The 13,690-nt window shown below is 52.8% G+C and carries 10 protein-coding genes; 3 read left to right on the plus strand and 7 right to left on the minus strand.

The annotated features are described in order from the left end of the window. Positions 1-4: 4 nt before the first annotated feature. From uvrB to bioB, 5 genes are all read right to left on the minus strand, one after another. On the minus strand, positions 5-2,026 hold the full coding sequence (uvrB, locus tag K0778_RS03530; RefSeq protein WP_000042533.1) for an excinuclease ABC subunit UvrB: 2,022 nt from the start codon (positions 2,024-2,026) through the stop codon (positions 5-7). 578 nt (positions 2,027-2,604) lie between these two features. Beyond that, a complete protein-coding gene (gene bioD / locus K0778_RS03535) occupies positions 2,605-3,282 on the minus strand; it encodes a dethiobiotin synthase (protein ID WP_000044843.1) in 678 nt (225 codons plus the stop codon). Further along, positions 3,275-4,030 (minus strand): malonyl-ACP O-methyltransferase BioC, encoded by a 756-nt coding sequence (gene bioC / locus K0778_RS03540; RefSeq protein ID WP_000246761.1) that lies wholly within the window; start codon positions 4,028-4,030, stop codon positions 3,275-3,277. The genes bioD and bioC overlap by 8 nt, the downstream gene beginning before the upstream one ends. Further along, positions 4,017-5,171 carry an 8-amino-7-oxononanoate synthase gene (gene bioF / locus K0778_RS03545; RefSeq protein WP_000118826.1) on the minus strand — a complete coding sequence of 385 codons (1,155 nt, stop codon included), beginning with the start codon at positions 5,169-5,171 and terminating at the stop codon, positions 4,017-4,019. The genes bioC and bioF overlap by 14 nt, the downstream gene beginning before the upstream one ends. Continuing rightward, on the minus strand, positions 5,168-6,208 hold the full coding sequence (gene bioB / locus K0778_RS03550) for a biotin synthase BioB (RefSeq protein WP_000951213.1): 1,041 nt from the start codon (positions 6,206-6,208) through the stop codon (positions 5,168-5,170). The genes bioF and bioB overlap by 4 nt, the downstream gene beginning before the upstream one ends. Before the next feature lie 86 nt (positions 6,209-6,294). Here bioB and bioA point away from each other — a divergent pair, with 86 nt between their 5' ends. The 3 genes from bioA to K0778_RS03565 all read left to right on the plus strand — a co-directional run bounded on the left by bioA (position 6,295) and on the right by K0778_RS03565 (position 9,554). Further along, positions 6,295-7,584 (plus strand): adenosylmethionine--8-amino-7-oxononanoate transaminase, encoded by a 1,290-nt coding sequence (gene bioA / locus K0778_RS03555; RefSeq protein WP_001295303.1) that lies wholly within the window; start codon positions 6,295-6,297, stop codon positions 7,582-7,584. 58 nt (positions 7,585-7,642) lie between these two features. After that, on the plus strand, positions 7,643-8,119 hold the full coding sequence (locus K0778_RS03560) for a kinase inhibitor (RefSeq protein WP_000767389.1): 477 nt from the start codon (positions 7,643-7,645) through the stop codon (positions 8,117-8,119). Positions 8,120-8,270: 151 nt separating this feature from the next. Further along, a complete protein-coding gene (locus K0778_RS03565; RefSeq protein WP_001091569.1) occupies positions 8,271-9,554 on the plus strand; it encodes a putative acyl-CoA thioester hydrolase in 1,284 nt (427 codons plus the stop codon). Between the two features lie 233 nt (positions 9,555-9,787). Here the strand turns inward: K0778_RS03565 and K0778_RS03570 are convergent, their stop codons facing one another. Together K0778_RS03570 and K0778_RS03575 are read right to left on the minus strand one after the other, a co-directional pair. After that, the gene (locus tag K0778_RS03570) at positions 9,788-12,049 is read right to left on the minus strand and encodes a hydratase (protein WP_000593938.1); all 2,262 of its coding nucleotides are present in this window, start codon (positions 12,047-12,049) and stop codon (positions 9,788-9,790) included. A gap of 182 nt (positions 12,050-12,231) precedes the next feature. Continuing rightward, a complete protein-coding gene (locus K0778_RS03575) occupies positions 12,232-13,665 on the minus strand; it encodes an anion permease (protein ID WP_001036475.1) in 1,434 nt (477 codons plus the stop codon). Between the last annotated feature and the right edge of the window lie 25 nt (positions 13,666-13,690).

Below are 13,690 nucleotides of genomic sequence, written 5' to 3' on the forward strand. Positions count from 1 at the left end.
CCTGTTACGATGCCGCGATAAACAGCTCACGCAGCTGATGCAACTGGTCACGAATTTGCGCCGCTTCTTCGAACTCCAGATTCTGCGCGTGTTGCATCATCAACCCTTCCAGCTCATGGATTTTCTGCTGCAACGCTTTAGGCGACATATCCATCGGCACATTATCCGGCTCAACAATCGGGCGCGATTTTCCTCTGCCCTTCGCTTTGGTTTTGGCAATGTTCTGCCCCAGCGCCAGGATATCGACCACTTTCTTGTTCAAGCCTTGCGGCGTAATTCCGTGTTCCTCGTTGTACTTCTGCTGTTTCTCACGGCGACGTTCGGTTTCGCCAATCGCTTTCGCCATTGATGGGGTGATCTTATCGCCGTAGAGAATCGCTTTACCGTTAACGTTACGTGCCGCACGACCAATGGTCTGGATCAACGAACGTTCGGAACGCAGGAAGCCTTCTTTGTCAGCGTCGAGGATCGCCACCAGCGACACTTCCGGCATATCCAGACCTTCGCGCAGTAAGTTGATCCCTACCAGCACGTCGAACTCACCCAGACGCAAGTCGCGGATAATCTCCATACGTTCGACGGTGTCGATATCTGAGTGAAGATAACGCACGCGCTCGCCATGTTCTTCGAGATATTCGGTAAGATCTTCCGCCATCCGCTTGGTCAGTGTGGTGACCAGTACGCGTTCGTTAATTGCCGCTCGCTGACGAATCTCCGAAAGAAGATCATCAACCTGTGTCGCCACCGGCCGCACTTCGATAATCGGGTCAAGCAATCCGGTTGGACGCACCACCTGATCCACCACATCGCCGCCGGATTTTTCCAGCTCGTAATTACCCGGCGTCGCCGAAACATAGATGGTTTGCGGCGCTAATGCTTCGAACTCTTCAAACTTAAGCGGACGGTTATCCAGCGCTGATGGCAGGCGGAAGCCGTACTCCACCAGTGTCTCTTTACGCGCCCGGTCACCGCGATACATGCCGCCAATTTGTGGAATGGTGACGTGAGATTCATCGACGACCAGCAGCCCATCGGCAGGCAGGTAATCAAACAGCGTCGGCGGTGGCTCACCCGGTCCACGACCGGAGAGGAAGCGCGAGTAGTTTTCAATCCCCGAACAGTAGCCCAGCTCGTTCATCATCTCCAGATCAAACTGGGTACGCTGGGTCAGCCGCTGCTCTTCCAGCAGTTTGTTGTTTTCCAACAGCACTTTGCGTCTGGCGGCCAGCTCTTCTTTGATCTCCTCCATCGCCTGTACGATGCGCTCGCGCGGTGTGACGTAGTGCGTTTTCGGGTAGATGGTAAAACGTGGAATAGTGGAAACAATCTGCCCGGTCAGCGGGTCAAATAACGACAATCGTTCCACTTCCTCGTCAAACAGTTCCACGCGAAGTGCAATGTCATCCGATTCTGCCGGGAAGATATCTATCACCTCGCCACGAACGCGGAAAGTACCACGCTGGAATGCTTGATCATTACGAGCGTATTGCAGCTCCGCCAGTCGGCGCAGAATCGCGCGCTGATCGATAATCATACCGACCGTGAGATGGAGCATCATCTTGAGATATAAATCAGGATCGCCCAGACCATAAATCGCGGAAACAGACGCCACCACAACCACATCACGCCGCTCCAGCATCGCTTTGGTGGCGGACAAACGCATCTGCTCAATATGTTCGTTAACCGAGGCATCTTTCTCAATGAAAGTGTCGGAACTCGGTACATAGGCTTCCGGCTGATAGTAGTCGTAGTAGGAAACGAAATATTCCACCGCGTTTTCCGGGAAGAACTCTTTCATTTCGCCATACAGCTGGGCCGCCAGCGTTTTGTTGGGCGCAAGTACCATGGTTGGGCGCTGAAGGTCAGCAATGACATTGGCAATGGTGAAGGTTTTCCCTGAGCCAGTCACGCCAAGTAACGTCTGGTGCGCCAGGCCATCTTCCAGCCCCTCTTCGAGACGTCGAATCGCCTCTGGCTGATCGCCAGAAGGTTTAAAAGCGGAATTCAGTTTGAACGGTTTACTCATGAGTCGCTACCTGAAGGAGTTGGGCGGGCAGGTATGTAATTTTACTCGTCGTACTTAATTATGCCAACAAATTATACTGGATAAAAAAACAGTTCATCACCATAATATTTCTGATACAGCGTAAACTCCGCTGTCAATCATGAGCAAAATTTACTCTGTGGCGAGATAAAACTCCGGCCTTACCGGGTTATCCCCAAAGCAACGGCTTTTTTAACATTTGTCAAGATGAGTGATGACAGTTTTATGGCAAGAGATGCCTGTTCAGTGACTGCCATTGCATTTATCTAACCAGTTAAAAAATAAAAGATATTTCTTTGAGCCGTCTTTAACGCCAATTCGCGTGCAAGCCGCGTATTCTCTCGCTTGCCTCGTGTTTTCTAACTCTAATACACATGGTTATCCACAGGAATAGTGGATAACTGTCTCCAGCCCCTATCCCCCGCCGCCTGGGCAATTCCCACATTCGCCGCATGAGGCGGAAGTAAAATTTTTTTCGTGATTATTTTAGAATTTAATTGGTTAAATTGCAGTCAATCGAAGACGCGATCTCGCTCGCAATTTAACCAAATACAGAATGGCTACAACAAGGCAAGGTTTATGTACTTTCCGGTTGCCGCATTTTCTGGATTTTCTGCAAGCCAGGGGATCTCTCCCAGCAGCGGCGCGGGAATCATGCGGGTGAGCGTGGTCATATATTCAGCGTGACGTTTTCCCGGAGGCGTAACATCGTTCGCCACCCAACCCGCCAGAGTCAGTCCGGCGTGTTGTATTACCTGTGCAGTCAACATCGCGTGATTAATACAGCCGAGTTTCACACCAACTACCAGTATCACCGGCAGTTGTTCCTGTGTTACCCAATCTGCAAAAGTGAAAGTGTCAGAAAGCGGCGTAAACCAGCCGCCAGCACCTTCCACTAACACCCAGTCAGCCTGTTGTTCAAGCGCGCGTAATCCGGCGCTCATTACCAATGATTCTATCGGTCTGCCCTCTTGCGCGCTGATGATGTGCGGCGAAGTGGGTTCTGCGAAGGTGTAAGGATTTACTGTTGCGTAATCCAGCTGCAGGCTGCTGTTGCGCTGTAACGCCAGCGCGTCGCTATTGCGTAAACCTTCCGGGGTCTTTTCGCTGCCAGAGGCGACCGGTTTATAACCTGCCGTCCGGTAGCCTGCTGCCTTTGCGGCTTGTAAAAGTGCACAACTGGCGACAGTTTTCCCCACTTCGGTATCCGTTCCGGTGACAAAATAACGTTTACTCACGAGCAATCACTCCCAAAAAAAGATGATACGTCAGAGGATATCGCCCCTGCTGTTGCGGCCAGGCCAGTTGCAATCGCTGCAACTGCGAACGCGTTAATATTCGCGGGTCGCGCCCTTCATGAAGATGCGTGGCACCGATGCCTTTCAGCGAACGCATGGCACTGAGCGCATCATCAAACCACAGCGTGATGGGCTGAATATGATGTTGATAATGCACGCCGTTCAGCGACTGTTCGATTTCATCTGGCGGTAAAAAGCGATTAGCATGCGGACGCTCGTCCACCGCCTGCCACGCCTGATGCAGTTCGGGTAACGATCCCTGCACCAGCGTGGTAAACGCGACCACGCCTTTGGGGCGCACCACCCGATACAGCTCGCGGAGTGCCGTGGATAAATTACCGCACCACTGCACTGCGAGATTGCTCCATGCAAGATCGAACGTCGCAGTCGCTAACGGCAGGGATTCGATATCTCCCGCCAGATAATGGTCTGCGGCATCCTTCTGGCGTGCCTGAACAAGCATTGGCGGCGAGAGATCTAAGGCCGTCACCTGCGCGTGACGTTCCCGCCAGTGGCGGCTCATCCAGCCAGGTCCACAACCCGCGTCCAGTACGTGGGTGTATTTACGCTGTGGAAGCATTGCCAGTAAGGCGTCAGCACTCTGGCGCTGTAGATCTGCATGTTGCTCATAGTGTGCGGCTGCCCGACCAAATGCCGCTGCAATGGCTTGTTTATTAACCGTTGCCATGCAGCACCTCCAGCAGACGGTCGATATCCTGCATTTCATGCGCAGCGGTTAGCGTTAAGCGCAGTCGCGCAGTACCAGCGGGTACGGTTGGCGGGCGAATCGCCGTGACCCAGCAGCCTTGCTGGCGCAGTTTTTCTGCCAGTTGTAACGCACGGCTGTTATCACCGACAATCAATGGCTGGATGGCGCTGCATGAATCAGCAAGCGTAAACGGCAAATCCTGTACTCCGGCACGAAAACGCGTAATGAGTGCCGCCAGTTTTTCGCGCCGTGCATCACCCTCATCACTGCGAATGACCGCCAGCGACGCACGTAATGCCTGCGCCTGAGCGGGCGGCATACTGGTGCTGTAGATAAGGTGGCGGGCGAATTGCAGCAGATAATCCGCCACCGTACTGGAGCAAAGCACCGCTGCCCCGCTGACGCCAAATCCTTTGCCAAAAGTCACTACCAGCAATTCTGGTTTTACCTTTTGCAGCCAGCAGCTGCCGCGCCCCTGCTCCCCGATAACGCCCGTGCCGTGGGCATCATCAACCATCAACCAGCCATTGTGCTGTTGCGTTACCTGCTGGATTTCCGCCAGTGGCGCACTATCGCCGTCCATGCTGAACACGCCTTCTGTCACCACCATTTGCTGCCCCGGACAGGGGGAAGCAAGCAATCGCGCCAAATGAGTGACATCGTTATGAGCAAAACGGCGAAGCTGCGACGGGCTTAAACTGGCAGCTTCCAGCAATGAGGCATGGCTAAGCCGGTCGGCAGCAATACGGTCCTCTTTCGCCATCATCGCGGCAATAACTGCCTGATTAGCGGCGAAACCAGAGATAAACAGCAGTGCCCGCGAATAGCCAAGCCACTCGGCCAGCTCTTCTTCCAGTGCCTGATGCACCACGCTATAACCGCTGACGTGACCGGAGCCGCCGCTACCGATGCCAAATTGCTCCGCCCCCTGCTGCCAGGCACGGATAATTTGCGGATGATGGCTTAAACCTAAATAATCGTTACTGGAAAAGTTCAGATACTGGCGATCATCCGCCACCAGCCAGCGTCCGGCTCCTTGCGCCACCGGATAACGGCGACGCAGGGCATCGGCAGCACGCCGCGCATCGAGCGCCGCGTTGATTTTCTCCTGCCAGCTCATAATGCTGCCGCGTTGTAATATTCGTCGGTGTCCGGGGTCATCAGCGCCTGTTCAAGACGTTGCTGTTGTTCGTTATCCCCTGCCAGCACGGCAGTTTGCTGCGGATTTAGCCCCAGTTTGCGGAACAGTTGCAGGTCTTTATCTTCTTCCGGATTCGGCGTGGTCAGCAGTTTGCAACCGTAGAAAATCGAGTTTGCGCCTGCCATAAAGCACATCGCCTGAGTCTGTTCGTTCATCTGCTCGCGTCCGGCAGAAAGGCGCACGTAAGAGGTTGGCATCATGATCCGCGCGACCGCAATGGTGCGAATAAAATCAAAGGCATCGACATCATCGTTATCGGCAAGCGGCGTGCCTTTCACCTTCACCAGCATGTTGATTGGCACGCTTTCCGGCGGCGTCGGCAGGTTTGCCAGTTGCAGCAATAATCCGGCGCGATCTTTTACCGTTTCGCCTAAGCCCACAATGCCGCCAGAACAGACTTTGATCCCGGCATCGCGCACTTTTTCCAGCGTATCGAGGCGTTCCTGATAAGTGCGTGTGGTGATGATATTGCCGTAAAACTCCGGCGAGGTGTCCAGGTTGTGGTTGTAGTAATCCAGCCCGGCGTTCGCGAGGCGCTGCGCCTGAGATTCACTCAACGTGCCCAGCGTCATACACGCCTCCAGCCCCATCGCTTTTACCCCCTGCACCATTTGTTCCAGGTACGGCATATCGCGTTCGTGGGGATTCTTCCACGCCGCGCCCATACAGAAGCGCGTCGATCCTGCCGCTTTCGCTTTGCGCGCCGACTCCAGCACCTGTTCAACTTCCATCAACCGCTCGGCTTCCAGCCCGGTTTTGTAGCGCGAGCTTTGCGGGCAGTATTTGCAATCTTCCGGACAAGCTCCGGTCTTAATCGACAGCAACGTGCTGACCTGCACCTGACGAGGATCGAAATGCTGGCGATGCACCTGCTGCGCTTCAAACAGCAGATCCAGCAACGGTTTTTCAAATAATTCTGTGACTTGCGACAATGTCCAGCGTGGGCGGTGAGCCATGGGGCTTCTCCAAAACGTGTTTTTTGTTGTTAATTCGGTGTAGACTTGTAAACCTAAATCTTTTCAATTTGGTTTACAAGTCGATTATGACAACGGACGATCTTGCCTTTGACCAACGCCATATCTGGCACCCATACACATCCATGACCTCCCCTCTGCCGGTTTATCCGGTGGTGAGCGCCGAAGGTTGCGAGCTGATTTTGTCTGACGGCAGACGCCTGGTTGACGGTATGTCGTCCTGGTGGGCGGCGATCCACGGCTACAATCACCCGCAGCTTAATGCGGCGATGAAGTCGCAAATTGATGCCATGTCGCATGTGATGTTTGGCGGTATCACCCATGCGCCAGCCATTGAGCTGTGCCGCAAACTGGTGGCGATGACGCCGCAACCGCTGGAGTGCGTTTTTCTCGCGGACTCCGGTTCCGTAGCGGTGGAAGTGGCGATGAAAATGGCGTTGCAGTACTGGCAAGCCAAAGGCGAAGCGCGCCAGCGTTTTCTGACCTTCCGCAATGGTTATCATGGCGATACCTTTGGCGCGATGTCGGTGTGCGATCCGGATAACTCAATGCACAGTCTGTGGAAAGGCTACCTGCCAGAAAACCTGTTTGCTCCCGCCCCGCAAAGCCGCATGGATGGCGAATGGGATGAGCGCGATATGGTGGGCTTTGCCCGCCTGATGGCGGCGCATCGTCATGAAATCGCGGCGGTGATCATTGAGCCGATTGTCCAGGGCGCAGGCGGGATGCGCATGTACCATCCGGAATGGTTAAAACGAATCCGCAAAATATGCGATCGCGAAGGTATCTTGCTGATTGCCGACGAGATCGCCACTGGATTTGGTCGTACCGGGAAACTGTTTGCCTGTGAACATGCAGAAATCGCGCCGGACATTTTGTGCCTCGGTAAAGCCTTAACCGGCGGCACAATGACCCTTTCCGCCACACTCACCACGCGCGAGGTTGCAGAAACCATCAGTAACGGTGAAGCCGGTTGCTTTATGCATGGGCCAACTTTTATGGGCAATCCGCTGGCCTGCGCGGCAGCAAACGCCAGCCTGGCGATTCTCGAATCTGGCGACTGGCAGCAACAGGTGGCGGATATTGAAGTACAGCTGCGCGAGCAACTTGCCCCCGCCCGTGATGCCGAAATGGTTGCCGATGTGCGCGTACTGGGGGCCATTGGCGTGGTCGAAACCACTCATCCGGTGAATATGGCGGCGCTGCAAAAATTCTTTGTCGAACAGGGTGTCTGGATCCGGCCTTTTGGCAAACTGATTTACCTGATGCCGCCCTATATTATTCTCCCGCAACAGTTGCAGCGTCTGACCGCAGCGGTTAACCGCGCGGTACAGGATGAAACATTTTTTTGCCAATAACGAGAAGTCCGCGTGAGGGTTTCTGGCTACACTTTCTGCAAACAAGAAAGGAGGGTTCATGAAACTCATCAGTAACGATCTGCGCGATGGCGATAAATTGCCGCATCGTCATGTCTTTAACGGCATGGGTTACGATGGCGATAATATTTCACCGCATCTGGCGTGGGATGATGTTCCTGCGGGAACGAAAAGTTTTGTTGTCACCTGCTACGACCCGGATGCGCCAACCGGCTCCGGCTGGTGGCACTGGGTAGTTGTTAACTTACCCGCTGATACCCGCGTATTACCGCAAGGGTTTGGCTCTGGTCTGGTAGCAATGCCAGACGGCGTTTTGCAGACGCGTACCGACTTTGGTAAAACCGGGTACGATGGCGCAGCACCGCCGAAAGGCGAAACTCATCGCTACATTTTTACCGTTCACGCGCTGGATATAGAACGTATTGATGTCGATGAAGGTGCCAGCGGCGCGATGGTCGGGTTTAACGTTCATTTCCACTCTCTGGCAAGCGCCTCGATTACTGCGATGTTTAGTTAATCACTCTGCCAGATGGCGCAATGCCATCTGGTATCACTTAAAGGTATTAAAAACAACTTTTTGTCTTTTTACCTTCCCGTTTCGCTCAAGTTAGTATAAAAAAGCAGGCTTCAACGGATTCATTTTTCTATTTCATAGCCCGGAGCAACCTGTGAACACATTTTCAGTTTCCCGTCTGGCGCTGGCATTGGCTTTTGGCGTAACGCTGACCGCCTGTAGCTCAACCCCGCCCGATCAACGTCCTTCTGATCAAACCGCGCCTGGTACCTCTTCTCGCCCGATTCTGTCGGCAAAAGAAGCGCAGAATTTCGATGCTCAACACTATTTTGCATCCCTGACACCAGGTGCTGCAGCGTGGAATCCTTCCCCGATTACCCTGCCTGCGCAACCTGACTTTGTTGTCGGCCCGGCGGGCACTCAAGGTGTAACGCATACCACGATTCAGGCGGCGGTAGATGCGGCAATTATCAAGCGTACCAACAAGCGCCAGTATATTGCCGTGATGCCTGGTGAGTATCAGGGAACGGTATATGTCCCTGCCGCTCCGGGTGGAATTACTCTGTACGGTACAGGTGAAAAACCGATTGATGTGAAGATTGGGCTTTCCCTTGATGGTGGCATGAGCCCTGCCGACTGGCGTCACGACGTCAACCCGCGCGGCAAATATATGCCAGGTAAACCAGCGTGGTATATGTACGATAGCTGCCAGAGCAAACGCAGCGACAGTATCGGTGTTCTCTGCTCTGCGGTCTTCTGGTCACAAAACAATGGCCTGCAACTGCAAAATCTGACCATCGAAAACACGCTGGGCGATAGCGTAGATGCAGGTAACCATCCGGCGGTGGCACTGCGTACTGATGGTGACCAGGTACAGATTAACAACGTTAACATTCTCGGTCGTCAGAACACCTTCTTTGTCACCAACAGCGGTGTGCAGAACCGTCTGGAAACGAATCGTCAGCCGCGTACGCTGGTGACCAACAGCTACATTGAAGGGGATGTGGATATCGTTTCTGGTCGCGGCGCAGTGGTGTTCGATAACACCGAATTCCGCGTGGTGAACTCACGTACTCAGCAAGAAGCGTATGTGTTTGCACCGGCTACGCTGTCCAACATTTACTACGGTTTCCTCGCCGTAAACAGCCGTTTCAATGCTTTCGGTGATGGTGTGGCGCAACTGGGCCGCTCGCTGGATGTTGATGCCAATACCAACGGTCAGGTGGTGATCCGTGATAGCGCCATCAACGAAGGTTTTAACACGGCTAAACCGTGGGCCGATGCGGTGATCTCTAATCGTCCGTTTGCGGGTAATACCGGCAGCGTAGATGATAACGACGAAATACAGCGCAATCTGAATGACACTAACTACAACCGCATGTGGGAATACAATAACCGCGGCGTGGGTAGTAAAGTGGTTGCAGAGGCGAAGAAGTAAGAGCAATTAACTATTTGCCGGATGCGGCGTAAACGCCTTATCCGGCCTACGGTTCGATGCGATTTGTAGGTCGGATAAGATGCGCAAGCATCGCATCCGACAATAAGTGCCGGATGCTGCGAAAATGCCTTATCTGGCCTACAGATTCGATGCGATTCGTAGGTCGGATAAGATGCGCAAGCATCGCATCCGACAATAAGTGCCGAATGCGACCTACATTCACATGGCGCTTTTTACATCTGACGGTTTTTATTGAAGTTAATCAAACTACCCGCCTTGATAATCTCGCGCTCTTCAGCAGTCAGACTTTCCATATAGAGCGTAATTTCCGTTACCGGCGCATCTTCATGGATCACATAACCTTTAAACGTCGTACCCGGATTATCCAGCGCCGCTTTAATGCCAGGGATGTAAATGTAATCCCCCACTTCAAAGGTTGGTACTTCCGCCATTTGCAGCGGTAACATCCCCCAGTTGATGACGTTAGAACGATAGCGTTTAGTCGCGTACTCCTCGGCAATATTCGCCAGACCGCCAATCACACGCTGGCAGCTCGCCGCCTGTTCACGCGCAGAACCATCGCCTGGTTTCACCGCATAGACCATGCTGCCAATTTCAGTTTGCAGCGGATCAATATGCTCCTGACCAGCAATCTGCTTAATGCGCGCAAACACCTCTGTCAGCTCGCTGACATTCCCCGCCAGACGCTGATTTTCCAGCTCAGCAGTCGCTTTACTTCTGCTAACATAACCGGGATCGCGGCGAGACAGGGTAAACTCCGCCAGACCAATCGGATTTGAACGATAAGAAGAGGTTTCACCGGAAGGAATCAGTTCGTCGGTGGTGGTCACTTCGTCGAGGATCTTCGAGCACACTTTCAGGACGATATTGTCAGTCAGCGCACCCAATTCCGGCCAGTCTTTAATGTTCGGCCCGTAAATCAGCGGTTGCTGAGTTGCCCCTTTCACAAAGCCCTGATAAACACGGTTTTTATACGGCGTTACATCGAAGGCGTACTCCGGCACGTTGTCCCAGCAATCAAGTTCGCTGGCAGAGGTTAAATAGCCACCGTTTGCCGCAGTCGCAGCGATAGAACGAGCGTCCATCAACGCCACCGCTGACATCTGCCCATTAGCTGGCTTAGAGCCTTCGCGGTTCGGGAAGTTACGCGTGGTGTGGCGAATACTCAAACCGTTGTTGATTGGCGTATCGCCCGCGCCAAAGCATGGGCCGCAGAACGCGGTTCTGATGATTGCGCCTGCGCCAATCAAATCTGCTACCACACCTTTTTTGGCGAGATCCATAAACACCGGCTGTGATGACGGGTAAACTGCCAGCGAGAAGGTGTCATTGCCACAGGATTGACCGCGCAGTGCATTCGCCGCCGCGATGACGTTTTCGTAGTTACCGCCAGAACAGCCCGCGATAATCCCCTGCTGCACTTTCAGGCGACCATTTTCCACTTTATCCAGCAGCGAGAGTTTGGCTTTACCGTGCGCCACGCGTTCGGACTCAATTTCAATCTCACGCAGAATGTCGGTCAGGTTCTGGTTCAGTGTGTCGATTTCATACACGTTGCTCGGGTGGAACGGCAGCGCAATCATTGGTTTGATGGCGCTTAAATCAACGCTGATGCAGCCATCGTAGTACGCCATCGGTTGAGGGTTAAGCTGGCAGTAATCCTGGCCGCGACCGTGCAGCGCCAGCCAGTTATGGACTTCTTCATCGGTTTGCCAGACAGAACTTAAACAGGTCGTTTCAGTGGTCATCACGTCAACGCTGTTACGGAAATCGGTAGAGAGCGCGCTAACGCCCGGTCCAACGAACTCCATGACTTTGTTTTTGACGTAACCGTTTTTGAACACCGCGCCAATGATAGCCAGCGCCACATCCTGTGGCCCCACATACGGCGCAGGTTTTCCGGTCAGATGCACCGCAACCACGCCCGGATAGTCGATATCCCAGGTGTCATTAAGCAGCTGTTTTACCAACTCACCGCCGCCCTCACCGACTGCCATTGTCCCTAATGCACCGTAACGGGTGTGGCTGTCTGACCCGAGGATCATTTTGCCGCCGCCTGCCATCATCTCACGCATATATTGATGGATGACCGCAATATGCGGAGGCACAAAAATACCGCCATAACGCTGGGCCGCCGATAAACCAAAAACATGGTCATCACCGTTAATAGTGCCGCCGACGGCGCAGAGTGAGTTATGGCAGTTGGTCAGCACATACGGCAGCGGGAAACGTTCCATACCGGACGCTTTAGCGGTCTGTACAATACCAACAAAGGTAATATCGTGAGAGGCTAATGAATCAAACTTAATTTTAAGTTTATCCATATTTCCGGACGTATTATGCGAAGAGAGAATAGACCAGGCAATAGTGCCTTTTTTGGCTTCTTCTTTTTTAATTTCGCCGGTGAAATGTTCTTCGGCAATTATTTCGTTATTACTGGCGAGAAACACGCCTTTTTCAGATAACTTGATCATCAAATGCTCCAGATATCTGCGCACCGTGAAGTGCGCAGAAAGATAATAAATGGATATACTCTAAATAATTCGAGTTGCAGGAAGGCGACAAGCGAGTGAATCCCCAGGAGCTTACATAAGTAAGTGACTGGGGTGAGCGAACGCAGACGCAGCACATGCAACTTGAAGTATGACGAGAATATTTACAGCATGTTCCAGCCGATCAGCATATTCCACCACCACACGCCGAGGGTGATATGCACCAGGAAGGTTAATATCGTCAGTACCGCACCGACCAACCACCAGGATTTAATATCGTTATAACCCACGCCAAAGATGACCGGACCTGCCGCGCCGCCATAGTGAGTAACCATGCCGCCATAGGAGTTGGAGAACAACAGTGCCAGCGCGGTTAACATTAACGGTGCGCCGGAGACGTTCGCCAGCATGGCAAATACCGGTAACATAGCAACGATATAGGCACTACCGGAAGCGAAGAAATAACGCACGATAATGCTGAGGAAAATAATAACGAAGAAAGCAACGTTACCGTGACCATCAAATGCCAGGTTATTTTTAAAGACTTCAGCTAACCATTCGAAGAATTTAACTTTCGATAATAAGGAGCTTAAGCCGATAATACCGCCGTACCAGATTAAGGTATTCCAGCCGCCTTTATTTTTAACCACGTCTTCCCAGGTAACGATACCCAGCAGCAGCATGGTTGCCATAACAACGATTGCCACGGTGGATTCATCAACCCCCAGAGACTTACTGAAAATCCAGCCCAGCAGCGCCAGCACAAAGACACCGAGCAGCATTTTTTCGCGGATTTTCATCGGTCCTAGTTCGGCAAGGCCCGCTTTAGCGATGGTTTTGTTATCCACCTTCTTAATTTCTGGTGGATACATGGTGTAAATCACCAGCGGGGTGACCAGCAGCATAATGATGCCCGGCAATCCGGCTGCCAGCGCCCATCCACCCCAGCTAATTTGCAGGTGCAGAATGTCGTTGATCATTTTCAGCGCCAGAATGTTCCCCGCCATTGCGGTAAAGAACATATAGCTGGTGGTTTTGGTGACCATGTAAATGGACATCATCAGGTAATGTCCGACACGACGCGGACTTTTTTCCGGTTCGGACCCCAAAGCCACCGCCACGCTGTTGATGATCGGTAACACAATGCCGCCCGCACGCGCGGTGTTAGACGGTGTTGCCGGAGCCAGTACCAGATCGAGGAATACCGTAACGTAACCCAGACCCAGCGTGGTGTTACCGATTTTACCAATCAGCAGATAGGCAATACGTTTACCTAAACCGGTGGTCACAAATGCGGCGCTTAAGGTAAACGCCGAGAACACCAGCCAGGTGGTACCTGAAGAGTAACCGCTTAATACGGCGGTGGTTTTAAACGCACCGTCGGATAAGTTACCGACCACCACCATTGAGGCAGCAACGGCAATTAACAGTACGACAGGTTCCGGGAAAGGCTTGATAACCAGCCCCACAATGGCCGCCAGGTAAATACCAAAAAGCACCCACGCCAGTTCGCTTAATCCTGCCGGAGCTGGCATAAAACCAATAATACATGGGATCGCTAATATCAGAATTAGCTTCCATAACGATTTCTTATTCATTTAAAATCCTGTTCTTTCTGTATGA

It is taken from the genome of Escherichia sp. XD33, assembly GCF_019375075.1.
Lineage (GTDB): Bacteria > Pseudomonadota > Gammaproteobacteria > Enterobacterales > Enterobacteriaceae > Enterobacter > Enterobacter flexneri_A.